23 protein-coding genes are annotated in these 25,309 nt (G+C 39.4%); 19 read left to right on the top strand and 4 right to left on the bottom strand.

What is annotated here, in order from left to right:
- Positions 1-227: 227 nt before the first annotated feature.
- The 4 genes from gabT to ACO1DI_RS04985 all read left to right on the top strand — a co-directional run bounded on the left by gabT (position 228) and on the right by ACO1DI_RS04985 (position 4,880).
- Entirely contained in the window at positions 228-1,583 is a 1,356-nt protein-coding gene (gabT, locus tag ACO1DI_RS05000; RefSeq protein ID WP_014458523.1) for a 4-aminobutyrate--2-oxoglutarate transaminase, read from the top strand.
- Between the two features lie 151 nt (positions 1,584-1,734).
- Positions 1,735-1,914 carry a hypothetical protein gene (locus tag ACO1DI_RS04995; RefSeq protein WP_423145143.1) on the top strand — a complete coding sequence of 60 codons (180 nt, stop codon included), beginning with the start codon at positions 1,735-1,737 and terminating at the stop codon, positions 1,912-1,914.
- 139 nt (positions 1,915-2,053) lie between these two features.
- Positions 2,054-3,424, top strand: coding sequence for a sigma-54 interaction domain-containing protein (locus tag ACO1DI_RS04990; protein ID WP_028410876.1), 1,371 nt, complete (start codon positions 2,054-2,056; stop codon positions 3,422-3,424).
- 31 nt (positions 3,425-3,455) lie between these two features.
- Positions 3,456-4,880, top strand: coding sequence for an NAD-dependent succinate-semialdehyde dehydrogenase (locus tag ACO1DI_RS04985; RefSeq protein ID WP_115654806.1), 1,425 nt, complete (start codon positions 3,456-3,458; stop codon positions 4,878-4,880).
- Between the two features lie 36 nt (positions 4,881-4,916).
- Here the strand turns inward: ACO1DI_RS04985 and ACO1DI_RS04980 are convergent, their stop codons facing one another.
- Positions 4,917-5,159: a hypothetical protein gene (locus tag ACO1DI_RS04980; RefSeq protein ID WP_243556059.1), complete on the bottom strand. Its 243-nt coding sequence runs from the start codon at positions 5,157-5,159 to the stop codon at positions 4,917-4,919.
- 124 nt (positions 5,160-5,283) lie between these two features.
- Between ACO1DI_RS04980 and ACO1DI_RS04975 the strand changes: the two genes are divergently transcribed.
- Both ACO1DI_RS04975 and ACO1DI_RS04970 read left to right on the top strand, forming a co-directional pair.
- Positions 5,284-5,451, top strand: coding sequence for a hypothetical protein (locus ACO1DI_RS04975; RefSeq protein WP_014458527.1), 168 nt, complete (start codon positions 5,284-5,286; stop codon positions 5,449-5,451).
- 116 nt (positions 5,452-5,567) lie between these two features.
- Positions 5,568-6,053: a metal-dependent hydrolase gene (locus ACO1DI_RS04970; protein ID WP_014458528.1), complete on the top strand. Its 486-nt coding sequence runs from the start codon at positions 5,568-5,570 to the stop codon at positions 6,051-6,053.
- A 36-nt stretch (positions 6,054-6,089) separates the two neighbouring features.
- Here ACO1DI_RS04970 and ACO1DI_RS04965 read toward each other — a convergent pair whose 3' ends face one another.
- Positions 6,090-7,244, bottom strand: a complete 1,155-nt coding sequence (locus ACO1DI_RS04965) for an ATP-binding protein (RefSeq protein ID WP_423145142.1) — start codon at positions 7,242-7,244, stop codon at positions 6,090-6,092.
- Between the two features lie 290 nt (positions 7,245-7,534).
- Positions 7,535-8,962, bottom strand: a complete 1,428-nt coding sequence (locus tag ACO1DI_RS04960; protein WP_182420390.1) for a cryptochrome/photolyase family protein — start codon at positions 8,960-8,962, stop codon at positions 7,535-7,537.
- A 165-nt stretch (positions 8,963-9,127) separates the two neighbouring features.
- Here ACO1DI_RS04960 and ACO1DI_RS04955 point away from each other — a divergent pair, with 165 nt between their 5' ends.
- The 12 genes from ACO1DI_RS04955 (at position 9,128) to ACO1DI_RS04900 (ending at position 23,326) form a co-directional block, all read left to right on the top strand.
- Positions 9,128-9,964 (top strand): hypothetical protein, encoded by an 837-nt coding sequence (locus ACO1DI_RS04955; RefSeq protein ID WP_423145141.1) that lies wholly within the window; start codon positions 9,128-9,130, stop codon positions 9,962-9,964.
- Between the two features lie 251 nt (positions 9,965-10,215).
- Entirely contained in the window at positions 10,216-10,908 is a 693-nt protein-coding gene (locus tag ACO1DI_RS04950; protein WP_182421340.1) for a copper homeostasis protein CutC, read from the top strand.
- Positions 10,909-11,169: 261 nt separating this feature from the next.
- Complete coding sequence (locus ACO1DI_RS04945) at positions 11,170-12,534, top strand: aspartate aminotransferase family protein (RefSeq protein ID WP_115654801.1); 1,365 nt, start codon at positions 11,170-11,172, stop codon at positions 12,532-12,534.
- A 1-nt stretch (position 12,535) separates the two neighbouring features.
- The gene (locus tag ACO1DI_RS04940; protein WP_042991938.1) at positions 12,536-14,056 is read left to right on the top strand and encodes a pyridoxal phosphate-dependent decarboxylase family protein; all 1,521 of its coding nucleotides are present in this window, start codon (positions 12,536-12,538) and stop codon (positions 14,054-14,056) included.
- Complete coding sequence (locus ACO1DI_RS04935) at positions 14,034-15,788, top strand: IucA/IucC family protein (RefSeq protein ID WP_042991940.1); 1,755 nt, start codon at positions 14,034-14,036, stop codon at positions 15,786-15,788. The genes ACO1DI_RS04940 and ACO1DI_RS04935 overlap by 23 nt, the downstream gene beginning before the upstream one ends.
- Complete coding sequence (locus ACO1DI_RS04930; RefSeq protein WP_042991941.1) at positions 15,785-16,378, top strand: GNAT family N-acetyltransferase; 594 nt, start codon at positions 15,785-15,787, stop codon at positions 16,376-16,378. Before ACO1DI_RS04935 ends, ACO1DI_RS04930 begins: the two co-directional genes overlap by 4 nt.
- Positions 16,357-17,646, top strand: a complete 1,290-nt coding sequence (locus ACO1DI_RS04925) for a lysine N(6)-hydroxylase/L-ornithine N(5)-oxygenase family protein (RefSeq protein ID WP_042991942.1) — start codon at positions 16,357-16,359, stop codon at positions 17,644-17,646. The genes ACO1DI_RS04930 and ACO1DI_RS04925 overlap by 22 nt, the downstream gene beginning before the upstream one ends.
- Positions 17,647-17,649: 3 nt before the next feature.
- Entirely contained in the window at positions 17,650-18,804 is a 1,155-nt protein-coding gene (locus tag ACO1DI_RS04920) for an MFS transporter (protein WP_423145140.1), read from the top strand.
- Positions 18,801-20,606 carry an IucA/IucC family protein gene (locus ACO1DI_RS04915; RefSeq protein ID WP_423145139.1) on the top strand — a complete coding sequence of 602 codons (1,806 nt, stop codon included), beginning with the start codon at positions 18,801-18,803 and terminating at the stop codon, positions 20,604-20,606. The genes ACO1DI_RS04920 and ACO1DI_RS04915 overlap by 4 nt, the downstream gene beginning before the upstream one ends.
- Before the next feature lie 285 nt (positions 20,607-20,891).
- Positions 20,892-21,794, top strand: coding sequence for a formyltetrahydrofolate deformylase (purU, locus tag ACO1DI_RS04910; RefSeq protein ID WP_042991947.1), 903 nt, complete (start codon positions 20,892-20,894; stop codon positions 21,792-21,794).
- Between the two features lie 255 nt (positions 21,795-22,049).
- Positions 22,050-22,844: a thymidylate synthase gene (locus ACO1DI_RS04905; protein ID WP_013058746.1), complete on the top strand. Its 795-nt coding sequence runs from the start codon at positions 22,050-22,052 to the stop codon at positions 22,842-22,844.
- Positions 22,841-23,326: a dihydrofolate reductase gene (locus ACO1DI_RS04900; protein WP_014458535.1), complete on the top strand. Its 486-nt coding sequence runs from the start codon at positions 22,841-22,843 to the stop codon at positions 23,324-23,326. The genes ACO1DI_RS04905 and ACO1DI_RS04900 overlap by 4 nt, the downstream gene beginning before the upstream one ends.
- A gap of 147 nt (positions 23,327-23,473) precedes the next feature.
- Here the strand turns inward: ACO1DI_RS04900 and ACO1DI_RS04895 are convergent, their stop codons facing one another.
- Complete coding sequence (locus ACO1DI_RS04895) at positions 23,474-23,710, bottom strand: hypothetical protein (RefSeq protein WP_014458536.1); 237 nt, start codon at positions 23,708-23,710, stop codon at positions 23,474-23,476.
- A gap of 231 nt (positions 23,711-23,941) precedes the next feature.
- Here ACO1DI_RS04895 and ilvA point away from each other — a divergent pair, with 231 nt between their 5' ends.
- The gene (gene ilvA / locus ACO1DI_RS04890; protein ID WP_013084697.1) at positions 23,942-25,213 is read left to right on the top strand and encodes a threonine ammonia-lyase IlvA; all 1,272 of its coding nucleotides are present in this window, start codon (positions 23,942-23,944) and stop codon (positions 25,211-25,213) included.
- Positions 25,214-25,309 lie beyond the last annotated feature (96 nt).

Here is a 25,309-nt window from a genome sequence, read left to right as displayed (position 1 = left end):
ACATTTATTATAAAAGCCTTGTTCCTTTTATGGCAATATAAAATTCCTGTACTTTATGCGAGAGATGAGTCCTTTTTGACTCATAAGTAAGTTTTTATAGACTTACTTATGAGTGAATTATTGTTAGAATTATCTAAAAATCCTTATTTTTCAGCTTTTTAAAAGTTGGCACGTTTTTTGCATATAAACTAATTGAAGAATTATTTAATATGAGAGGAAGATAAAAAATGAGTCAAACTTTTAGCAAAGTAGCAACAAATTTACCGGGAGAAAATGCAAAGCAATTATTAGATAGAAGACACCGTGCCATTCCGAAAGGTGTAAGTTATGGCATTCCGACATTTGCTGATACGGCTGAAGGGGCGATCGTTAAAGATGTCGATGGCAATACGTTTATTGATTTCGTAGGCGCAATTGGCACAATCAATGTAGGACACAGTCATCCAAAAGTAAAAGAAGCGCTTCACAAACAAGTAGACCGTTTTATTCACACAGGATTTAACGTAATGATGTATGAGTCATATGTAGAGCTTGCAGAAAGATTAGCAGCAATTGCACCTGGTGAATTTGACAAGAAAGTATTACTTTTAAATAGCGGAGCAGAAGCTGTAGAAAACGCAGTGAAAATTGCTCGTAAATATACAAAGCGTCAAGGAATTATTTCCTTTAACCGCGGTTTCCATGGTCGTACATTAATGACAATGACAATGACAAGTAAAGTAAAACCATATAAATATGAATTTGGACCGTTTGCTCCTGAAGTATACAAAGCTCCATATCCTTATGAGTATCGCCGTCCACAAGGTTTATCAGTTGAAGCATACGAAGATTTCATGATTACAGAATTCAAAAACTTCTTAAATACAGAAGTAGCACCAGAGACGATTGCAGCTGTTGTAATGGAGCCGATTCAAGGTGAAGGTGGCTTCATCGTTCCAGGTAAACGTTTTGTGCAAGAAGTGTATCAATTATGTAAAGAGCACGGAATTTTATTTGTATCAGATGAAATTCAAGCAGGATTTGCACGTACGGGCCGCTACTTCGGTATTGAACATTTTGACGTTGAGCCTGATTTAATTACTGTATCAAAATCACTAGGAGCTGGCGTACCGATCAGCGGTGTCATTGGTCGTGCTGAAATCATGGATGAATCTAATCCTGGTGAACTTGGCGGAACGTACTGCGGAAGTCCTCTTGGATGTGAAGCAGCTTTAGCTGTACTTGATATCATTGAAGAAGAAAAGCTAAACGAACGCGGTGAGTACCTTGGAAAAGTAGTAACATCACGATTTGAAAAACTAGCAGAAAAATATGACTGTATCGGTGATATTCGCGGATTAGGTGCTATGTCTGCTATCGAGCTTGTAAAAGATCGTGAAACAAAAGAAGCGGACAAGGAGCTTACACAGCGTATCGTAAAAGAAGCAAACAAGCGTGGATTATTACTGCTTAGCGCAGGAGTATTTGGAAACGTTCTTCGTATCTTAATGCCAATTGTTATTACGGATGAGCAGCTAGAAGAAGGCTTAGCTATTTTTGAAGCAGCGCTAGAAGCAAGCGTACAGCAAACTGTTGAAGTATAAGTGAGATTGAGACATGAGGTTGAGACAAACATATTTTAGTTGAAAAAAGATCCGAACGATGAAACGAGATTTTTGATAAAGAATCCAATTCGTTCGGACTTTTCATGGTGATGGTGAACGTAGGTTTCATGTATGTGGCTCTTTCTAGCTGGTGATTGGAGGACAAGCCGAAGACTCCTGCGGGAAAAGAGGAACAGGTGAGACCCCGCAGGAGCGCAAGCGACGAGGAGGCTCACCGGCCGCCCGCGGAAAGCGAAGGCTTGCACGAAAATCAAAAGCGGCGTCACAAGCGATTCACATGAGCTCCTTTATCCCGTTTGTTCGTCTTTAGATGGGACGGGTTTAGTTATGTCTCAACCTCATTCTTCATGAGTCACAAAGAATGGGTATGTTTGGACACTCTATTTATAGATTTTTCATTTTCTGATAAAATAAAATAATAATTATTTTTTGACGAAAAGGTGATTCAAATGACCATTCATAAAAAGCATATTCAGCAAATTAACGACGAACTTTACGATATATTTGAGTCATCATTTGATGAAATCTTTGTAACTGATGCGAATGGATATGTGTTAGTTGTAAATTCAGAGTGTGAAAAAAATTATGCTTTGAAAGTGGAAGATTTTATTGGAAAGCACGTAAAAGAACTGCAGGAAATGGGTATTTTTTATCCTTCGGCCACGTTAAAAGTGATTGAATCTAATCAAGCAATTGAATTGGTTCAAAAAACAAACTCCGGCCGGTATCTTCATGTACGGACAAGGCCGGTATTTACAAACGACGGTCATTTAAAAAGCGTTATTAGCTATTCTCGAGATCTCACAGACTTAATGGAATTAAAACGAAAAGTAGAAGAGATGGAAGAACAGCTTGAAAACTATAAAAAAGAGTTAAACGAAGCCGTCGATTTAGAAGGCATTGTGACAAAAAGCGAAGCGATGAAAAAGGTTTTTTCAACCATTCAACGAGTTGCTTCTGTAAATACAACCGTTCTTTTACTTGGAGAAACAGGGGTAGGAAAAAGCAGAGTAGCAAAACTGCTTCACCAGCTTAGTACAAGAAAACAGCAGCCGTATCATGAGCTTAATTGTGCAGCGCTTCCTGAACAGCTTATTGAATCAGAGCTATTTGGCTATGAAGGCGGTACGTTCACTGGAGCATTTCGAGAAGGAAAAAAAGGGATCATCGAGCTTTCGAACGAAGGCACGCTTTTTCTAGATGAGATTGGTGAACTTTCTCTTTCAGCACAAAGTAAGTTGCTCCACGTGCTGCAAGACCGTACAATTCGTCCCGTGGGCTCAACAAGAGCAGTATCAATAGACGTGCGAATTATTGCTGCTACGAATCAAAATCTAGAACAAATGGTCGAAGAAGGAAAGTTTAGACGTGATTTGTACTATCGACTTAACGTGGTGCCAATTACAATTCCACCTTTACGAGAGCGAAAAGAAGATATTCTGCCTCTTGTCTATCAGTTTCTTCATCATTTTAATACGGTATACGAACGTAATGTGCGTTTATCACCAAAGGCGTTAGATGCGTTTTTAGGACAAGAATGGAAAGGAAACGTTCGTGAAGTGGAAAATATCATTGAGCGTCTGGTTGTTACAGGGGAAGAAATGATTACGCTTAAAGATTTGCCTTTTGCAAAAGAGTTTGCTATCGATCCACCTGTCCATACGCTTCCTGAAATGATTGAACATGTGGAAAAAGAGATGGTCATAAAGGCGTTTGAACAGCATAGGTCGTCTTACAAAGTAGCAGAACAGCTTGGTATTAGCCAATCACAAGCGAGTCGTAAAATTCGAAAGTACGTTTCGGACAGCACCGAACAGTGAGTAGATAAATTTAAGCAGGGAGTGAAGAAATATGAAGCAAGCAAACTTATATATTAACGGAGAATTTGTTTCAGCAAATGATACATACGAAGTGGTAAATCCAGCAACAAATGAAGTAGTGGCTACCGTTGCAAAAGGTGGAGAAAAAGAAGCGACGCTAGCAGCAGATGCTGCCTATGAAGCATTTCAAACATGGTCTAAAAAAACAGCAGAAGAGCGCGGTAAATTATTATTTAAATGGCATCAGCTGATCGAAGAACACACCGATGAACTTGCTGAAATAATGACAGTTGAGCAAGGTAAGCCTCTTAAAGAAGCAAAAGGTGAAATTGGCTATGCCAACGGATTCGTTTCATGGTACGCAGAAGAAGGAAAACGCATTTACGGAGAAACAATTCCAGCTTCTTCTCCTAATAAACGATTATTTGCTCATAAGCAGCCTGTGGGAGTCATGGCAGCTATTACACCTTGGAACTTCCCGGCAGCTATGATTACGCGTAAAGTAGCGCCAGCTTTAGCAGCTGGATGTACAGCGGTTATTAAACCTGCAGAACAAACGCCACTAACGGCTCTTCGACTAGCAGAGCTGGCACAAGAAGCGGGTATTCCAAAAGGCGTAATTAATGTAGTTACGGGAGATGCAAAAGCCATTGGAGAAGCGTGGCTTCAAGATGGACGCGTACGTAAACTATCGTTTACGGGCTCTACAGAAGTAGGTAAACTGTTAATGCGCGGAGCAGCTGATACGGTTAAAAAAGTGTCTTTAGAATTAGGCGGACACGCTCCGTTTATCGTAACAGCAAATGCTGATTTAGATAAAGCAGTAACAAATGCAATTGCTTCTAAATTCCGTAACGCTGGTCAAACATGCGTATGTACAAACCGCATCTACGTGCACGAGTCTATTGCTAAACCGTTCGCAGAGCAGTTTGCAGCGGCTGTTAGTCAGCTAAAAGTCGGAAACGGCTTAGAAGAAGGTACGGATATCGGTCCTCTAATCGATGAAAAAGCCTTAGAAAAAGTAAAGCGCCACTTAGATGATGTTGTAGCAAAAGGTGGAAACGTCTTAACTGGAGGGGCTGTACGCGAAGAGGGAAGCGGACTGTTTGTTGAACCTACGGTTGTAGATGGTGCAACGGACGATATGCTTTGTATGTACGAGGAAACATTTGGACCAATTGCTCCAATTGCGACGTATCAAACAGAAGAAGAAGTTATTCGCCGTGCAAATAACTCGCCTTACGGATTAGCAGCTTATGTGTTCACTGAAAATATTTCAGAAGCTATTCGTATTGCTGAAGCTCTAGAATATGGTATTGTAGGACTAAATGATGGACTACCTTCTACCCCACAAGCGCCGTTTGGCGGCTTTAAAGAAAGTGGACTTGGACGTGAAGGCGGACATTACGGAATTGAAGAATATTTAGAAGTAAAATATATTTCTTTAGGCTTTTAACAAAAAGTGATTTCGCTTTCCTGCGAAATCACTTTTTTAGTAATAGTACACGTGGAGAATTTGTGCATGGATTGATTGAAAATTCATGAATAAAAAACAAAATTCTTCTAGAGTACAGCATTCAAGATCTTCGCAATCGTGAGAGTTAAAAAAATCTTCAAGTATAGTTGCCTCCACGTCTTTAAATAACCAGTGGTGTTCAACATCTGCAAATTTGCCTCGATAAACCTCAGTTAACCCATAGAAGTCGAATATATCTTCCAACTGCTTCTGTTGCATAGCCATCCCTCCTCTTCCTAGTATAAGAAAAAGAAAGAGATATTAAACAAGCCGTCATACTACTTTGTTTTTTTTTATAAAATCTCGTATAGTTAATAGTAATGACAAGCAAAGGAGTTTCGGTATGTTTACATATATCACGTTATTTGGTTTTCTTGGATTCGCTGTGTATTCGAGTACGTGGATTTATTCTATTGTCAAAAAAGATGGAAGAGCCAAGAAAAATGGAAAGGGTACTCTTATTAGTTTTCTTGTGATGCTTATCGGGTTAGTCGGTTTGCAGCTTACGTAATCATAGATTATTTTGACATTTTTACCACCTTCACTTATAGTTAACGTTGGGCGAACGTATGTGTGATTTTGTTCACAGTGCTTGCCTTAAGTTGAAAAAGAAAGAAGGTGGCATATTTGAGATATCACACACATATTGCAACATCGATTGCTGCCGGTGCCGGCGTGGCTATAACAGGAGACGCTTCGTTTACATTTCCTTATGTTGTAGGCATCGCGATTGGAGCACTGCTTCCTGATATTGATGAACCAAATTCATATATTGGTAGAAGATCTCTTGGTCTCGCAAAAATAATTAAATCTATTTTTGGACACCGAGGTATTACGCATTCTATTCTTGCAAGCGGACTTATTTTTTATTTACATACGATGTATGACAATGACTTTACATTAGGAATAGCCTATGGATACGCTTTTCATATTCTTGGAGATTTCTTTTCTAAACGAGGGGTACCTTTTTTCTCACCTCTTAGCAAGAAGAAGTTTAAGCCTCCTTTAACATATGAAACAGGTGGTGGAGCAGAGACTCTCATCTTTTACCTGGCAGTGATAGGAAGTTTCTATATGCTTTATAAGTATCAGCTGTACACCCAGCTGTTTTAAAGAAAGAAGCCATCTGAGTAAATTAGATGGCTTCTTTTACACTTCTACCACGTAAAGTTCAGGCGTTTTCATAGGCAGGGTAATGGTAATGCTTGTGCCATCATTTTCTTCACTTGATACGTGGAAAAAACCATTATGCTCGTTAATAATTTTGTTGCAAATGGTTAGTCCCAGGCCTATTCCTCGTTCTTTTGTTGTATAAAAAGGCTCTCCTATATGAGGGATACGCTTTGAGTCAATTCCACATCCGCTATCTTTTATCACAATGCATAGCGTTTCTCTAGCTGATTTTTCAATCGATACAGCCAGCTTGCCGCCGCTTTCCATAGAATCAATGGCATTTTGTATAATATGAATAAATACTTGGGTTAGCTGTGTTTTTTGCCCACTAATGAGCAGGGGATATTCTTTTGGATAATGGCGAATGATGTGGATGTTTTTGACTTCGGTAACCGGTTCAAATTGCTTTAATACCTCATCTAGCAAGTCTGTCATAACAAGGCTTTCTGTATATGCGTACTCTCGTTTAGCTAAACTCATAAATTCTGCGATAATATGTTCAATTTGTGAGAGTTCGTGCTGAATAAGATCTCGATAAATCATTGTTTTTTTCGGCTGCTGTGTCTCACTGAACAGTTGTATAAACCCTTTAATGGTTGTCAAAGGATTTCTAACCTCGTGTGCGATACTTGCAGCAAGGTGACCAATGACAGAGAGTTTTTCTGAATTCTGGATCTTTTTCTCTGCTTGTCTTTTCTCTGTTACGTCTCGTGAGATAAATACAAACCCTTCGATTTCTCCCGTAGCTGTGATAATTGGAGCGCCTTTACATTCTAATAAAACGATGGTGCCATTCACGTGAAACTTTCGGTATTCAAATGTGGAGGCATCTTTTGTTTTGCCCATGTTAGCTAAAATAGTCGAGATTAGGTGCTTGTCTTCAGGATACGCATTGATAAGCACATGTTGTCCAATAAGTTCATCAGGATAAACTCCTAATGTTTTAGCGTAAGAAGGAGAAGCGTATTCATAAATGCCATCTTCAGTAATAGCACATACTAAATCATGGGTATGAGATAAAATAGCTTGATGCTTTAATTCATTGTCATCCGTAATGATTCGATCTTTTAATGGATAAAAAAGCTGATCTTCTTGGTTGGTGAAGGTGTGCCGAACTTGAGTGCCGCACATTCTACAAAAATTATAATCTTCCTTATAGTTACAAGAAGGACAAACGGGCATCGAATCACTCCAATCAGATCTATGCAGTGAGAGAGTTCTCAAGCATATATAATCATTATTATATATTCAAATTATAGGAAAAAATATGAAAAATCAAATGTGCTATAGAGAGGGGAATTGGGCTTGAAAACCCTATAAATAGATTTCAAATACATGTTTTTAGTTGCAAATAGATGCGAAATGGGAATTTTTACACATTTAAAAAATTAAGACATCAAATAAGAGGTGAATAATACCTCTTATTTGATGTCTTGATAATGCTCTAGCGCACGCTCTCTAGCTGCTTTATGATCGACAATTGGAGTCGGATATGTTTTATCAAGCGTAACGTTTGCTTTTTCTAATACGTCTGCTGGAGCCTCCCAAGGTTTATGAATGTAGGAGGAAGGCAGATCTCTAAGCTCTGGAAGCCACTTTTTAATATATTCTCCTTCTTTATCAAATTTTTCTGATTGAGCAGTTGGATTAAAGATACGAAAATATGGCGCGGCGTCTGCTCCCGAGCCTGCAACCCACTGCCAGCCCATTGTGTTGTTAGCTAAATCTGCATCTACTAAGGTATCAAAAAACCAATTTGCTCCGTGTTTCCAATGAATTAAAAGGTGCTTTACTAAAAAGGAAGCAGCTACCATTCGAACTCGATTGTGCATAAACCCTGTTTCCCACAGCTCCCGCATTCCGGCATCGACAAGGGGATAGCCGGTTTTTCCATTTTTCCAAGCTTGAAGCTCTTCATTGCCGTCCGCCCACTGAAATTGCTTGAATTTTTCATTCAGCGGTTCACTTGTAGTGTGTGGGAAATGATAAAGCAGCTGATAAGCAAAATCTCTCCATACAAGTTGGCGAATAAACATTTCAGCTTGATGTTCAAAAGCATTAGAGCTTACTTTTTCTGCTTTATTTCTTAAATAATGATAAAGAACGCGAGCTGAGAGCTGTCCTGAAGCGAAATAAGGAGAAAGGAATGAATTGAATGCTTCAGCAGGAAAATCTCGTCCTTTTTCATAATGCAGCAGCTTATTCTTTAAAAACGTTTTGAAGCTATTAATAGCGCCTTGTTCCGTAGCGTCCCACGTAGACTTAATCGTTTCATCCCACGGTATGCTTGGAAGCAAATCCAGATCTGAGACTGAAAGAGATTCAATCGATGAAGAAAAGGCGTGGATGGAAGTAACTTTTTTTACAGTAGAAGATACGGCATGTTTTTGAGAAGCTTTATAGTAAGCTGTAAATACTTTATAAGGATCTCCATTTTCTTTTGTGATTTTCCAAGGTTCATGAAGGAGAAATCCCTCAAATGTGCGAATATTTATTTGTTGCTCTGAAAAAAAAGCTTGAAGCTCTTTATCTCTTTTTAGCGCATGTGGTTCATAGCGTCTGTTCCAATAAATATCTTGCGCATTCGTTTCATGGATTAACTTTTGCAACACATCTTTAGGGTTTCCTTTTTTTATAATCAGCGTTCCTTCTATTTTTTCGATCGAAGTTTTGAAGTCATTTAGCGCATGGTGAAGCCACCATTTACTTGCGCTTCCCATTGAGCTTTCTTCATCGTCATCATGAATATAAACAGGTACAACCATTCCTTCTTTCGCTGCGTGAAATAGAGCTGGATTATCTACTAACCGAAAATCTTTTCGAATCCATACGATAATGGTTTTCTTCATCATGTGCCACCTTTCTATTTGCAATTTGCCTCGATTATAGCTTTTTTCTTATACGTTCTACAATTTTGAATGTGTAGAAAGCCTATTTTCGTATGGACGAATTTCAGATTGATTGTAAAAAGAATAACGTAAACAGAGTAAGAGAATGGGAAGGAGCCCTTAAAAATGAGAAATTCGTATGGAATGAAACAAACCGGACAACCGATATCTAATCCATATATGCAAGCAGCACCTAAACCTGCTAAAATGCCGCCAATGCCTTCTGCAAAGGAAATGCAGGCAATGCCGATACAAGAAGGCACAAGTCAAATGCCGATGCACGGAGAAATGCCGCCGATGAAAGACGGAATGCCGTCGATGCATGGCGGAATGAGTCAAATGCCAACTATGCAAAAAGACATGAATCAAATGCCAATGTACGGAGAACTACCGCCAATGCATGGAGGGATGGATCAAATGCCGATGCAAGGTGGAATGCCGCCAATGCATGGAGGGATGGGTCAAATGCCGATGCAGGGTGGCATGCCGCCAATGCACGGAGGGATGGGTCAAATGCCGATGCAGGGTGGAATGCCGCCAATGCACGAAGGAATGTGCCAAATGCCGATGCAGGGTGGCATGCCGCCAATGCAAGGAGGAATGGGCCAAATGCCGATGCAGGGTGGCATGCCGCCAATGCACGGAGGAATGGGTCAAATGCCGATGCAAGGTGGAATGCCGCCAATGCAAGGAGGAATGGGTCAAATGCCGATGCAAGGTGGAATGCCACCAATGCAAGGAGGAATGGGTCAAATGCCGATGCAAGGTGGAATGCCACCAATGCAAGGAGGAATGGGTCAAATGCCGATGCAAGGTGGAATGCCGCCAATGCAAGGAGGAATGGGTCAAATGCCAATGCATGATTGCGGATGCCGCGATTTCTCAGCACCCGTTGGTCATCAGCAGCCTCATTCTTTAAATGAGTGGATGTTCATGCAACAAACAAATCCACGCTTTTTTTAATAAATCCTTTACCCTAGATAAAAGGGATGTATTTTTGGATCTTTAGTATAAATATAGAATTTTATTAATTGAAACGTCATGAGAAAAAGAATAGTTCTTACTCTTTTTCCATGACATTCAATTTTTTGAAAATATTAATCACATCTTTTGGGTGTTTTCTTACATAACAGAGTTTGGTAGAGTTTTTTAAGTATAAATACAGGGAAAAGAAGGCAAAGGCTCTATATTAAAGGGGAAAGGGTGTTTTTAGAATGATATTAGAAGTCACAGCTGCAACTTTACATGATGCTAAAGTTGCCCAGGAACATGGTGCCGATCGTATAAGCCTTGTAACTGGGATTGGTGAAGGCGGCTTAACCCCAAGCTACGGTTTGATGAAAAAAGTGAAAGAAACGATACATATTCCACTATTTGTGATGATTCGCCCTCATAATCAATCTTTTCAATATGACGAAGATGACTTGCAAACAATGATTGAAGATATTCACTATGCAAGAGAAATCGGCATTGATGGAATTGAAATTGGCTGTTTAACAGAAGACAAAATTATCGATGAGCAAGCTTTAAAGCGACTGCTGGATGCGGCAGGAGAAATGAATGTAACGTTCCACTTAGCATTTGATGAAATCAGTGATCAAGAAAAGGCGCTTGAAACGCTTTTAAGCTATAAGCAAATTCAGCGTGTTATGACTTCAGGAGCGGATAAAAGTGCACTAAACGGTATTCCTCATATTAAAAAACTGTTAAGAAGAATGAAAGATAAAGATATTATTTTAATCGGGACAAAAGGGCTGAAACCTGAAAATCTTCAAGCGTTCTTATCCGTTACTCCCGTGAAAGAAATTCGTATTGGTTCAGGGGTTCGAGTGAATTGTCAATATACGAAACCGCTTGACCCAAGGAGTGTAAAAGCTGCAAAAGAAACGATGAATAAGCAAAAGTAACAGAAGTGCTACAAGAAATTGTAGCACTTTTTTATTTGCAAATAAAAAAGGACTTATGACATAGTTTTCCCTAATTGGAAAACATCACAAACCCTTTTGAACCCTTGATACGTATGAGAATCCTATATTTTTAATCGTCTAGAGTGGAATAGGAATAATTTCATATTTTCAGAATAATCATTGACAGTGATAATCATTATCATTTATTGTTGTAATTGTTAATGAAAATCATTATCAATTGAACAAACAGGAGGATATGATATGTCAACGTCAACGAAACAACTTACATCAAACGAAATGCTGCTTGCTATGCAAAATGAACGAGAATCCAATGCAAGATCTTATCCGAGGCGCCTTCCTATTGCGATTAAGCAAGCAAAGGGCGTCGTGATCACGGATATGGATGGAAAAGAGTATATTGATTGTTTAGCCGGAGCCGGCACGCTTGCTCTAGGTCATAACCATCCCGTAGTTCATGAAGCAATACAAGACGTTTTAACAAAATCTATTCCTTTACATACATTAGATTTAACAACGCCTGTAAAAGAAGCTTTTATCGATGAAGTATTTGCTAGTTTACCAGAAGAATTTGCAAACAAAGCGAAAATACAGTTTTGCGGTCCAACTGGAGGAGACGCAATTGAAGCGGCTTTGAAGCTTGTAAAAACAGCAACAGGCAACCGAACGATTTTATCTTTTCAAGGAGGATATCACGGCTCCACGCACGGAACGTTAAGCATTAGCGGTACAACGAGTCCCAAAAAGCACATTCATGCGCTAGTGCCCGACACACATTTTTTACCTTATCCATATGAATACCGCTGCCCGTTTGGCGTAGGCGCTGAAGGTCACACTTACATTAGTACATACATTGAAAATATGCTGGATGATCCTGAAAGCGGAATTGTTACTCCGGCGGGTGTTGTAGTAGAAATTGTACAAGGAGAAGGAGGCTCTGTTCCAGCGCCGATTCCATGGTTAAAAGAGCTTCGCAGAATCACAAAAGAACGAAACATTCCGCTTATTGTAGATGAAGTTCAAACTGGAATTGGACGAACAGGAAAGCTGTATGCATTCGAGCACGCTGGTATCGAACCGGATGTATTAGTGCTATCTAAAGCAATTGGAGGAAGCCTTCCTTTATCAGTTGTGCTTTATGATAAAAGGCTTGATCAATGGGAAGCCGGTGCACATATCGGTACATTTAGAGGAAATCAGCTTGCGATGTCTACAGGACGAGCTACTCTGCAATTTATAAAACAAGAAAACTTACCTGCACATGCTCACGAGTTGGGAGCTTATATTCAAAACCAGCTAAAACATATCCAAAAGCAAGTATTGTCGATTGGCGATGTACGCGGAAGAGGTTTGATGCTGGGCGTTGAAATCATAGACGCAACAAAGCCGGCTAATAAAATCGGTAGTCATCCTGCAAACGGTGAGCTAGCTAAGCTGATTCAAAAAGAATGTTTTGACAGAGGAGTCATTTTAGAAGTTGGTGGAAGGCATGGTGCAGTTATTCGTTTTCTTCCGCCGTTAATTTTAACAAAACAACAAACGGATGAAATATTAACGAGATTTGAAGAAGCCGTAAAAGCAGCAGAAGAGAAGTGGGTGAATAAATAGAATGGCACCGTTTGAAAAGTGGTTTTTATCATCATCCAAAGAAAGCCTCGAGAATTATGAAGCGATGATAGGCGGAATGACAGAGATGATTAAACGTCACTACCATACACTAAAAGCCCCTTATACTCACATAGACATTCACGAACTATCGAACTTAGTCAATCGCTCGGTCTATTTTAGCGAACACGAACAGCCGCTAGAAGACTTGTTTAATGACGTACAAGCCGTAGTGATGGATCATTCGCTTCATATTTCGCATCCCGGGGCAATGGCACACTTGCATTGTCCTCCGATTATACCGGCCCTTGCTGCGGAAGTGATGATTTCTGCTTTGAATCAATCTATGGACTCGTGGGATCAAAGTCCGGCAGCTACGTATATAGAAGATCAAGTGATTGATGAGTTAACAAAACAAATTGGTTATCCAAGCTCTTCTTCCGGCGTTTTTACAAGCGGAGGGACTCAGTCGAATTATATGGGACTTCTGCTTGCTCGTAATGAATATTGTCATGCTGCCTTTTCAATTAATGTTAGTGAAGAAGGCTTACCGATCCAAGCTAAAAAACTGCGGATTTTATGCTCCGAAAAAGCCCATTTTACGGTGCAGCAATCTGCAGCTCAGCTTGGACTGGGCATGAATGCAGTGGTGAGTGTAAAGTGCAATGAAAGGCACGAGATGGATATAGAAAATTTAGAAGAAGCAATACGGGAAGTCAAAGCACAGGGAAACCTTCCTTTTGCTGTTGTAGCAACGGCAGGTACGACGGATTTTGGAAGCGTAGATCCTCTTTTTCAAATAAGTGAGCTAGCTAAAAAAGAAGGGCTTTGGCTTCATGCTGACGCCGCTTATGGAGGAGCGCTGCTATTTTCACATAAATATCGTGAACGCTTAAAAGCTCTTGAACGAGCAGATTCTATTACGATGGATTTTCATAAGTGGTTTTATCAGCCGGTAAGCTGCGGGGCATTTTTGCTGAAGAATTCAGCTATGTTCAAACACATTCAGCTTCATGCAGATTATTTAAATCCTGAAGAAGATGAGCATGTACATTTGGTAGATCGCAGTATTCAAACGACCAAACGATTTGACGCCTTGAAGCTATGGCTGACTTTCCATGCAGTAGGTACAAATGAGTATGGAAAAATGGTTGATCATACGATCGAAACGGCTAAGCAAACAGCTGAACATTTACGAAAGCAAAGGAATATTGCGGTGTTAAATGACCCTTATCTGAACGCGGTTGTATTTCGCTATGTGCCAGATACTTTATATGGTGATTGTCGAAAACAGCAGCATTATGAAAATAAGTTGAATCAGCGTATTCAGAAGCACTTATATGAAAAAGGCACGTTTATCATGGCAAAAACAAAGCATAAAGAGCAGGCATATTTAAAGCTAACGATGTTAAATCCTATGATTACAGTTGATTCTGTTGCCACTCAGTTAGAGGAAGTCGTGGCTTTAGGAAAAGAGTTGGAGAAAAAGGAGGAGCGATTACGTGAACGCTCAGTTATCGGCTAATTTTATTACGATGCAAAATATTATTAATTGCTATGTTCGAGAAACAGGTAAGGGAGTATGGCAGTCCGTTTCAGGAATGAAAAGCGAGGAAACGCTCGTTCTTAGGCTAGAAAAACAGCCGGTAACTCTTTACTTTCCAGTAAAGTACCGCTCAGCTACCGGACGTCACTTGTTCTTTCCGGTCTTTTATTATCGCATTCAGAAAGAGGAGCTCAAGGAGTTAGATGTCGTCACTCTTTTAGCCTTTCTTTTAAAAGAAGTAACAGAGCATTTACTACAGGTGAATGAGTTAATTGTACGTGTGCTATTAAGCTACGAAAATATGAAATTGTTCATTGAAAAAAGACAGAAAGAGTTAGAAGCGTGCTATAAATGGGACAAAACGTTCTTAGAATCTGAGCAGTCACTGCTTATTGGCCACCAGCTTCATCCAACACCTAAAAGCCGTCAAGGGATATTACCTGAAGAAGAAGAGGTATTTGGGCCTGAAGTGAACGGCAAATTTCAGCTTCATTATTTTAAAGCACATAAATCTCTTGTTGAAGAACAGTCCGCCGGGAGTCAAACCGCTTCAAACCTTATTAAAGAGCAGTTGAAAAAAGATAAGAAGGTTTCTGAAGAATTCATACAGTCGTATTGCCAAGCGGACGATTATTCACTTATACCTATGCATCCGCTGCAAGCTCGTTATCTTTTAGGAAAAGAAGAAGTGTGTGAATGGATTCAAAAAGGCAGGCTTGCTTATCTAGGGCCACACGGTCAGCCGTTTTACCCGACTTCGTCTGTTCGAACCGTATACAGTGAAGATGCAGATGTGATGTACAAATTTTCTATTCCAGTAAAAATTACTAATTCACTGAGAGTGAATAAACGCAAAGAATTAAGCAGAGGTGTAGAAGTGAGTCGTTTATTACAAGAAGGATTGCAGGCGGAGCTTCAAGAAAAGCATCCGGCTTTTCGAGTAATTGAAGATCCTGCTTACATCACGCTTGGAAAGAAGGAGCTTGGGTTTGAAGTCATGATTCGAAGCAACCCTTTTCAAGGTAACCAAGGAGATCGTACAACACTCCTAGCAAGTTTGTGTCAAGATCATGTGTTTGGAGAAGCTTCTCAAATTGAAAATATTATTAGTTATATTGCTGCAAGTGAAAATAGCACGAATGAAGACATAAGCAAGAGTTGGTTTAAACGCTATTTAGATGTCTCTTTTCACCCGATGATGTGGCTTTACACTCAAAAAGGAATTGCGTTAGAAGCTCATCAGCAAAATTCCGTTATTAAACTTGATGAAAACGGATATCCATCGGTGTTTTACTACCGCGACAACCAAGGCTATTACTTTATGAAATCAAAGGAACAAGAGCTTCGCAAGCTGCTTCCTTCCTTAAACGGAGAAAGCGATACGGTATGTGATGACGCTGTAGCAGAAGAAAGATTTCGTTATTACGTATTTTTTAATCATATTTTAGGATTAGTTAATGCTTTTGGTGCAGCTGGCCTCGTTCAAGAGTCAGATCTGCTATTGACTCTGCGACAAGAAATAGAGATGTACAAAGAAAAAGATCATACGGGGCTTGTTTCATCGATGTTAGAGGAGAAAGTGCTTCCTTGCAAAGCCAATTTCTTAACGCGCGTTCATGATATGGATGAGCTGGTAGGCTCTCTTGAAACGCAGTCTGTTTATGTGAATGTTGAAAATCCTCTGTACGAATTTGCAGGTGTACGTGTATGAAATCAGCATTACAAACGCAGTATCCCTTTATGATTCAGCAGAAGGAGCAGAGCATCACCTTTCGCTCTGTTTCTTTTGCAAAAGATTATGAACGGCTGTACAAGTGGATGCATGAACCGCATGTTATTCCGTATTGGAATTTAAATATTTCAAAACAGGCGTATGAGCAGCATTTAAAAACATTTCTAGCAGATTCCCATCAAAAACTGCTAATTGGAGAAATTGACGGTGTACCTATGAGCTACTGGGAATCTTATACGGTTGAAGGTGACATAATCAGTAACTATTACCCTTATGAAAAAGGGGATCAAGGGATTCATTTATTAATTGGAGAACCTGCTTTTTTAGGAAAAGGCTATATTTATCCCCTCCTTCTTAGTTTACTAAAGCACAAGTTCGAGGTAGCAGATACTGCTAAAGTAATAGCGGAACCAGATATACGAAATGAAAAGATGATTGCAGTATTTAAAAAATGCGGCTTTCAATTTATGAAAGAAGTGTCGCTGCCTGATAAAACAGGCGTACTGCTGAAATGTGAAAGAAAAGTATTTGAAAGAAGGTGGAGCGAATGGAACAACGGGACATTTTAGACGTAATTGGAGTAGGAGTTGGTCCATTTAATTTAGGATTAGCAGCTTTAATTGATAAAACAGATTGTACATATAAATGTTTTGAACAAAAAAATGAGTTTAACTGGCATCCAGGAATGCTTTTAGAAGGGACCACTCTTCAAGTTCCGTTCATGGCAGACGTGGTCACGATGGTGGATCCGAAAAGTCCATACACGTTCTTAAATTATTTGCATGAGCATGAGCGCTTGTATCAGTTTTATTTCTTTGAGAAGTTCCATATTCCGAGAAATGAATACAATCATTATTGCCGCTGGGTAGCGAGCCGGCTGAGCGGACTTGAATTTAACAGCAGAGTAATAGAAGTGAAAATGCATGAAGACGCTAAACCTTTTTATGAAGTAACGGTTGAAAAAGAAGGAAAGCTTCATACCTATTACAGCTATCATCTTGTAACCGGAGTAGGTACGCAGCCCGTGATGCCAAGAGACTTTCAAACAGTGGCAAGCGATACATTTTATCACTCCGCTCATTATAAAATGAATCGTGAGCAAACGCTGAAGGCTAAAAGTATAACCGTAATTGGCTCTGGTCAAAGCGCAGCTGAAATTGTCTATGATTTACTTCAACAGCAGCCTGAATTTGACTATAAGCTGAATTGGTATACGCGCTCAAAAGGGTTTTATCCGATGGAGTATTCAAAGCTTGGTCTTGAACATTTTTCACCGGATTATACCCGCTATTTTTACAGATTGCCCCAAGAGAAAAAAGAGAGCGTTTTACGAAATCAAGCTCTTTTATACAAAGGAATAAGCTTTGAAACGATCGGTGATATTTATGATTTAATTTATGAGCGAACGATTGGCGGAAAAGAAGTGCCGCTAACGATGCGGGCGCTTACGGAACTTGCAGGCGTTGAAAAGACAAACGATACACATCTTCTTACTCTTCACCAATACGAGGAGGACTCGTTTGAAAAAGAAGAAAGTGAAATTGTCATTATGTCTACGGGCTATCATGCAAAAGAGCCTGCTTTTATGGAAGGTTTAAAAGAACATTTGCTGTTTGATGAAAAAGGACAGCTGGAAATTAGCGAACTTTATCAAGTTGAGATGAAGAAAAAAGGCGCTCCGCTATTTGTTCAAAACGGAGAGCTTCATACACACGGGGTTGGAGCCCCAGACTTAGGTTTAGGCGCTTATCGAAATGCTGTTTTGATTAATCAAATTGCAGGTAAAAACGTGTACAAAATATATGAAAATACTGTCTTCCAAAAGTTTGGATTTTAAGAAATGATTTCTCCGCGCTTTGTTTTTATCTGTTTGTTTATGACCATGACGTCAGAGGTATTGTTATCACCATTTTATCCACAGTATTTTACAAATGCTTTCCATGTAGATGGAGTCGCAATGACGTCTTTTTTTATTATTTGCTGCCGGATTGTGGTCATTGTTATGACTCCTTTATGGGGAATGCTGCTTAAGAAGTGGAAAGTACAACATATAATCGCAGCGTCCCTTCTAATGACAGCCTTAATTAAAGTCATTCTGAGCGAAGTTTCTACTTTTTATGGATTTTTAGTCACTTCGTTAGTATTACTTGTGTTTCAAAGCAGTTTATATCTTTTGTACCCATATTTAGTAGGCGGCATGAAAAATGGACAGAAAAAGGCAAGTGCCGCAACAACCTATGTATTTATTGTTCATACGGCTATTATTGTGGCTAGCTTGTTTGGAAGTACGATTATTGCATGGGAAATGCCGCTTAAAGTATATCAATACTTTGCTTTAGCTGATATGGTACTGGCCGTATGGCTCATAACAAGAAAAGCATCACCTTTAAAAACAGAGAAAACACTATCCATTCAAAGCATAAACGAGCCTATTTTTTTCTATTTGCTGGCTATTTTCTTTTTTTACCTTGGACACAATGTCATTCGCCCTTATTTTACATTGTTTACAAGTGACACATATGGCATAAGCAGTCAAGGCAGCGCTTTGTTGTATGTGATGCCGAGCATTATGGCAATCGTCTTAAAGCTTACGGTACCTACAAAGCTATTTAATGGCAAAGTTATACCGCTTTTTTATGGCGTAACGGGTGCTAGTGCTTTACTGCTATGTTTGCAAGCATACGCCGATCATCTCAGCATGTTTATTATAAGCCGAATTTTATATGGAGCTGGGTTTTATCTCAGCATGGTTATACTTGATATCTATTTATTTCAAAAAAGCAAAGAAGGAGCTGCTTACTATTACAGCTGGCTTATTGCTGTTCAAAATATTGCCCTGCTGCTAGCGCCGCTTTTAGCACTAGAAATCAGCAAAGTAAATTTAGCGCTTCCTTTAGCAGCTGGTGCCGCTGCTTTGCTAGCTGCTAGCCTTGTAATGCCGCTGCGTAATAAAACAATCCCTATTCTAAGACAAGTAAAGGAGAATGAAGGATGAAAATCAAAGAAACGAATCTTTCCGTATTTAATAAGCAATCATGGGAAAAAGCAAATCGACAGCTTTTAGCTAAAATGCTGCAGGAATTCATGTATGAAAATATTATTGAGCCAAAACAGCTGCAAAAGCAGGGTGCGCTTGCCACATATCGATGGGAAGATCACCGGGGCGTTACGTATACATATCAAGCGAAACAGCGATTGTTTGACAGTTTTTCTGTACTGCCAGAAAGTATTAAGTTGACATCTAAAACGTCAACCCCTACATTTTCGGAGGCCTTGCAGCTGTTAATCAGCCTATCTGAAGACAAAGGAATGTCTAGCTCAACCGCAGGTCACTTAGCAAAAGAATATTTTCATACATTAATAGCAGACATGCATTTGCAAAATCGAAAATCAGCTGATGAATTAGCAGATATGGATTATGCGGAGCTAGAAGGTGAAATGACGGGACACCCTTGGATTACATACAACAAAGGGCGCATCGGGTTTGGCTATGATGATTATCTGCGGTTTGCACCTGAGCAAAAACAAGAAATTCAGCTTTCATGGATTGCTGTAGCGAAGCAAATTGCTTCGTTTCATTCATTAGATACCCTCGGCTTTGATGATGTTATGAAGCAGGAGCTAAGCGGTGAGAGGCTAGCTGAATTTGAAAAAGAATTAACAAGCCAAGACCTTTTAGCAGCGGACTATTATTATATTCCCGTTCATGAATGGCAGTGGATGAACGTAATTGTTCCTTTATTCGCTGAATACATTGCAAATGATTTAATTGTTCCGTTAGGAGAAGGTGAAGATCAATACTTTCCTCAGCAGTCGATTCGGACATTTGTGAATACAACAAATCGAGATAAATATCATGTAAAGCTTCCCATGAGTATATTAAATACCCTTGTATACAGAGGGCTTCCAAGTGAGCGGACGGTCATTGCACCTCAAGTAACTCAGCACATTAAAGGCATACGAGATCGCGATGCGTTTTTAAAAGATACGTGCAAAGTAGGACTTTTAGGTGAAGTGGCTACGTTAAACGTAACTCAGCCGACGTTTGCTTCTATAAAAAACGCACCGTATCAGTATTTAGAGATGCTTGGAGTAGTGTGGCGTGAAAGCATCTATCAAGAGTTAGAAGAAGGAGAGCATGCGATTACGCTAGCTGCGCTTTTACATGTTGACAGTAAAGGGAAAGCTTTAGTTTCTTCGTATATAGAAAAGTCGGGTTTAACTCCTAACCAGTGGATTGATGCGTTAACCAGCGCTGTGTTGCCGCCGCTTCTTCATTACTTGTATCAATACGGCACTGTATTTTCCCCGCACGGTCAAAATACGGTACTGGTTCTTAAAAACAACAAGCCGGTTCGAATTATTATGAAGGATTTTGTAGACGACGTGAATATTAGCGATCAGCCGTTTGAAGAACTGCAGCAGCTATCTTTTGAATTAAAAGAAGTGCTGCGCAGCGAAGAGCCGGAAGGACTGACGCAGTTTATTTTAACAGGATTATTTGTTTGTCACTTCCGCTATTTAGCAACTATTTTAGAAGAGCATGAAGGCGTAGAAGAAGCGGACTTTTGGAAAAGTGTACGAGCAGAAATTTTACATTATCAAACATCATTTCCACATTTGAAAAAACGATTTGAACTGTTTGATTTATTACGTCCAACCATTACGAAATTAACGTTAAATCGAAATCGAATGTTTGATTACGGATACGAAGATGACGGAGATCGTCCTCACGCAAGCGAATATGGTACGGTGAGAAATGCCTTGCACGAAGTGAGTGAAAAAGCCGTGCAATAATAAGGAAAAGCCGCTGGTGTTGTGCCAGCGGCTTTTTTATGGTTAATTCTAAAGCAGGAAGCGAAGGGGATGAGCGGCAGCACTTTAGGAAACACTCATTTTATGTATGTGTAGAACGTAAAGATCAGTGAATGAACGATTTGATGGAGTAGATGGTAGAACAACAAATACACAAGCTGAAGCAAACGTTTCAGCTTTCTTTTGACAAAGCTCTATTTCAATGTCGCATCGCTACAAGGATAATGGTACAATTGTCTGTATATTTAAAAAAAGAGAGGGAATTACATGAAATCGCATATTCAAAAACATTTAACTTCATATAAAGAGAAATATAAAAACCGAGGTCGGCTGTTAATTAGCTGTCCGGACAAACCCGGTATTGTAGCCGCTGTGTCTACGTTTTTACATGAGCACGGTGCAAATATTGTAGAATCAAGTCAACATTCAACGAACCATGAAGGGGGTATGTTTTTTATCCGTTTCGAATTTGAATGTGAGGATTTATTAGCTAAAGAAGCAAAACTAGAAGAAAGCTTCAAAAAAATTGCCGATACATTTTCAATGAACTGGCAGTTTACATATGCTCATAATTTGAAAAAAACAGCTATTTTTGTGTCAAAAGAGCCTCATTGTCTACTAGAGCTGCTGTGGGCATGGGAAAGCGGAGATTTGATGACAGACATCGCTGTCGTTGTGAGCAATCACGAAGATGCGCGCGAAGTGGTTGAATCATTCGGTATACCGTTTAAGCATATACCGGCGACAAAGGACATTCGCCAAGAAGCAGAAGCCAAACAGCTGCAGGTATTAAAAGATTATAATATTGACGTGATTATCTTGGCACGTTATATGCAAATTTTAACGCCGACTTTTGTGGCTGAAAATCCTTATCGTATCATTAATATTCACCATTCATTCTTACCGGCATTCATTGGGGCACGTCCATATGAACGCGCATATCAACGAGGTGTAAAATTAATTGGTGCTACGTCTCACTATGTAACGGACGACTTGGATGAAGGACCAATTATTGAACAAGATATTGAACGCGTGAACCACCGTGATGATGCGGATGACTTAAAGAAAAAAGGCCGCTTAATTGAACGTACGGTGCTCGCACGTGCTGTGAAATGGCATTTAGAAGACCGCATTTTAGTGCATGAAAACCGCACAATTGTATTTAATTAACAAAGACTAAGCTATTAAAGAGTAGTTTAGCCGAAGGAAGATCCGAACGATGAATCGAAATTCTTGAGAGAGAATGAAATTCGTTCGGATTTTTTTATGGTCATGGTAAACGTAGGTCTCATTCTCGTTTTTTCGGGGAAATCGCGTATCTAAATGATAAAAAACTTTTCTAAATGCGCTGAGATTTAGTTGTTTACTTAGCTCGTGAACACTTATACAATAGAAAAGGACTTTTTAATAAAGGAAGTGTCGGAAGTGAAACAATATCTTGAACTTTGCGAGCATGTGTTAGCAAATGGAACAAAAAAAGAAGATCGGACAGGAACAGGTACAATTAGCACATTTGGCTATCAAATGCGTTTTAATTTACAAGAAGGTTTCCCGGTATTAACGACAAAAAAACTTCATTTGAAATCAATTATTCATGAACTGCTTTGGTTTTTACAAGGAGATACAAACGTTAAGTATTTACAAGATAACGGCGTGCGCATTTGGAATGAATGGGCGGATGAAAACGGCGAGCTTGGCCCTGTATATGGTCATCAGTGGCGTTCATGGCCAACGCCGGACGGCGAAAAAATTGATCAAATTACAAATGTTATTAATCAAATCAAAAACAATCCTGATTCGCGCCGCTTAATGGTAAGCGCCTGGAATGTATCTGATGTAGACAATATGGCTTTGCCGCCTTGTCACTGCTTATTTCAGTTTTATGTAGCGGACGGCAAATTGTCTTGTCAATTGTATCAGCGCTCAGCTGATATTTTCCTAGGCGTACCGTTTAATATAGCTTCATATGCGCTGCTTACAATGATGGTGGCACAAGTGTGTGATTTAGAGCCAGGTGATTTTGTTCATACGTTTGGTGATGCGCATATTTACAGCAATCACATCGAACAAGTAAACCTGCAGTTGACGCGCGAGCCTCATGCACTACCAAAAATGAAAATCAATCCAGACGTAAAATCAATTTTTGACTTTAAATTTGAAGACTTTGAGTTAGTAGATTATAATGCGCATCCTCACATTAAAGGAGCTGTGAGCGTATGATTTCCCTCATTGTCGCAATGGATCAAAATAGGCTGATCGGTAAAGAGAATGATTTGCCATGGCGTCTTCCCGAAGATTTAAAGTATTTCAAGCGCATCACAACGAGTCATACGATTGTAATGGGAAGAAAAACATTTGAATCAATTGGACGACCGCTCCCTAATCGCGAAAATGTGGTTCTTACGCGTCAAAAAGATTATCAACAAGAAGGAGCAACCGTTATTCATTCAGTTGAGGAACTAGAAGCATTAGATGCTGAAAAAGAAGACGAGCTGTTTGTGATTGGTGGAGCTACTCTGTATGAGCAAACATTAGACGTTGCAAACCGACTTTATATTACGCATATTGAAGAATCGTTTGAAGGAGATACACATTTTCCTGCGGTTAACCTGAGCGAATGGAGAGTTATTTCGAAGCAACAAGGAATTAAAGATGAAAAAAATCCCTACACGTATTATTTTACAGTATACGAGCGAAGCTAATTTCTCTTATTAATAAAAAAATGCGAGTCTGGGACAAAAGTATTTTAGTTGATGAAAGATCCGAACCATGAATCGTTCGGATCTTTTCTTTGTGATGATGAACCTAGGTTTCATGTATTCCATTTGTTAGTCTTTAGATTGATTTCGTTATGTCTCCATCTCTTTTTGTATTGATTTTAACTGCTTCATCATTTCGTGAAAAGCGGCTGTGCTCACAAACTGTTCAGCGCTCCAGTTTGCTTCAATCCATTGAATCAGCTCGCTTGGTGTATTAAAAACTTCTCCGCTTGTATCTGCTTTGCGGAGCATATATCTTCCGTTTTCTTCGTCTGCCGTCACTTCGCAGGGAACGGCACTTTCATGACTTTGAAGCGAAAACTCCATTTATTCCACAACCTTTCTTAATTTATACCTATTATTGCATCAGCTGCATGTAGAAAGTATGGGCAATTTTGTAAGTCTATTTAGCGTTTGCTAAACATATGTAAAGTATGTGGACACTAAAATAGTCAGAAAAGTTTTTTTAGTTATTATTAATGAAAAATAATGATTTTTCTAAATTTTATGTGATATAATGTACAAATTAATAATGGTAGAAGAGGAAGGAAGTTGGTTATGAAACAACAAGTAGATAATCGAACAAAACACGTACATTTAGAGGACATCATGATTGCAAATCAATTGATTAAAGATGTTGTTGTGCATACACCACTACAGCGTAATGACGTTTTGTCTGAACGATATGAATGTAATATCTATTTAAAGCGTGAGGATTTACAGGTGGTGCGCTCATTTAAAATTCGCGGTGCGTACAACCGAATTAAAAAATTATCCCCAGAAGAATTAGAGAATGGAATTGCCTGTGCAAGTGCAGGAAACCACGCCCAAGGTGTAGCATATGCGTGTCGTCATTTAAATATCGACGGTAAAATCTTTATGCCGAGCACAACACCACGTCAAAAAATTAATCAAGTGAAATTTTTAGGCAAAGATAACGTGAAAGTTGTCCTAATCGGAGACACGTTTGATGACTCTTATGAACAAGCTATTGCATGCAGTGAAGAGGAACATCGAACATTTATCCATCCTTTTAATGATGTAGACGTTATTGCAGGACAGGGTACAGTAGCCGTTGAAATGTTCAATGACTGTGAAGATGAAATTGACTACGTATTTGCGGGTATCGGCGGGGGCGGATTAATTTCCGGTGTCGGCACATACGTAAAAAGCATCTCTCCTCAAACAGCTGTGATTGGGGTAGAACCAGCAGGCGCACCTGGCATGCAGACATCTTTAGCAAATGGAAATGTAGTGACGCTACCGGCAATCGATCCATTTGTAGACGGAGCGGCTGTTAAAACAGTTGGAACGCTTCCATATGATATCAGTAAAGAGCTGGTGGACGATATTGTAGTTGTTCCTGAAGGGAAGGTTTGTACAACCATTTTATCTCTATACAATGAAAATGCGATTGTAGCAGAACCAGCAGGAGCTCTTTCAATTGCTGCTCTTGACTCATACCGTGAGCAAATTAAAGGAAAAACGGTTGTTTGCGTCATCAGTGGAGGAAACAATGACATTGGACGTATGCAAGAAATCAAAGAACGTTCGATGATTTATGAAGGATTACAGCATTATTTTATCGTTAATTTCCCTCAGCGCGCAGGAGCTCTTCGTGAATTTCTAGACGAAGTGCTTGGACCAACAGACGATATTTCGCGCTTTGAGTATACAAAAAAGAATAACAAAGACAGCGGACCAGCACTTGTGGGAATCGAGCTCAAGCATAAAGAAGATTACTATCCACTGATTAATCGTATGGATAAAAAAGGATTTCCTTACACAGAAATTAACAAAGAAAGCAACTTGTTTCACTTATTTATTTAAATAGAAGTTCATTTTAAAAAGGAATGCTTCATCAACTGTCGAATAAGTTGATGAAGCATTTTTATTTTAAAAAATATTTGTGTTTTCTTTTTATTT

Source organism: Priestia sp. 40 (genome assembly GCF_049368575.1).
In the GTDB taxonomy this organism is placed as follows: Bacteria; Bacillota; Bacilli; order Bacillales; family Bacillaceae_H; genus Priestia; species Priestia zanthoxyli.
Note: the sequence above shows the minus strand (reverse complement) of the source record. Positions and strands in the feature narration are given on the sequence as shown.

Bases quoted from the DNA above. Each gene is read 5' to 3' on its own strand.
- gabT (WP_014458523.1), top strand. From the start codon at position 228: ATGAGTCAAACTTTTAGCAAAGTAGCAACAAATTTACCGGGAGAAAAT.
- ACO1DI_RS04990 (WP_028410876.1), top strand. From the start codon at position 2,054: ATGACCATTCATAAAAAGCATATTCAGCAAATTAACGACGAACTTTAC.
- ACO1DI_RS04985 (WP_115654806.1), top strand. From the start codon at position 3,456: ATGAAGCAAGCAAACTTATATATTAACGGAGAATTTGTTTCAGCAAAT.
- ACO1DI_RS04980 (WP_243556059.1), bottom strand. From the start codon at position 5,159: ATGCAACAGAAGCAGTTGGAAGATATATTCGACTTCTATGGGTTAACT.
- ACO1DI_RS04975 (WP_014458527.1), top strand. From the start codon at position 5,284: ATGTTTACATATATCACGTTATTTGGTTTTCTTGGATTCGCTGTGTAT.
- ACO1DI_RS04965 (WP_423145142.1), bottom strand. From the start codon at position 7,244: ATGTGCGGCACTCAAGTTCGGCACACCTTCACCAACCAAGAAGATCAG.
- ACO1DI_RS04960 (WP_182420390.1), bottom strand. From the start codon at position 8,962: ATGAAGAAAACCATTATCGTATGGATTCGAAAAGATTTTCGGTTAGTA.
- ACO1DI_RS04955 (WP_423145141.1), top strand. From the start codon at position 9,128: ATGAGAAATTCGTATGGAATGAAACAAACCGGACAACCGATATCTAAT.
- ACO1DI_RS04950 (WP_182421340.1), top strand. From the start codon at position 10,216: ATGATATTAGAAGTCACAGCTGCAACTTTACATGATGCTAAAGTTGCC.
- ACO1DI_RS04945 (WP_115654801.1), top strand. From the start codon at position 11,170: ATGTCAACGTCAACGAAACAACTTACATCAAACGAAATGCTGCTTGCT.
- ACO1DI_RS04940 (WP_042991938.1), top strand. From the start codon at position 12,536: ATGGCACCGTTTGAAAAGTGGTTTTTATCATCATCCAAAGAAAGCCTC.
- ACO1DI_RS04930 (WP_042991941.1), top strand. From the start codon at position 15,785: ATGAAATCAGCATTACAAACGCAGTATCCCTTTATGATTCAGCAGAAG.
- ACO1DI_RS04925 (WP_042991942.1), top strand. From the start codon at position 16,357: ATGGAACAACGGGACATTTTAGACGTAATTGGAGTAGGAGTTGGTCCA.
- ACO1DI_RS04920 (WP_423145140.1), top strand. From the start codon at position 17,650: ATGATTTCTCCGCGCTTTGTTTTTATCTGTTTGTTTATGACCATGACG.
- ACO1DI_RS04915 (WP_423145139.1), top strand. From the start codon at position 18,801: ATGAAAATCAAAGAAACGAATCTTTCCGTATTTAATAAGCAATCATGG.
- purU (WP_042991947.1), top strand. From the start codon at position 20,892: ATGAAATCGCATATTCAAAAACATTTAACTTCATATAAAGAGAAATAT.
- ACO1DI_RS04900 (WP_014458535.1), top strand. From the start codon at position 22,841: ATGATTTCCCTCATTGTCGCAATGGATCAAAATAGGCTGATCGGTAAA.
- ACO1DI_RS04895 (WP_014458536.1), bottom strand. From the start codon at position 23,710: ATGGAGTTTTCGCTTCAAAGTCATGAAAGTGCCGTTCCCTGCGAAGTG.
- ilvA (WP_013084697.1), top strand. From the start codon at position 23,942: ATGAAACAACAAGTAGATAATCGAACAAAACACGTACATTTAGAGGAC.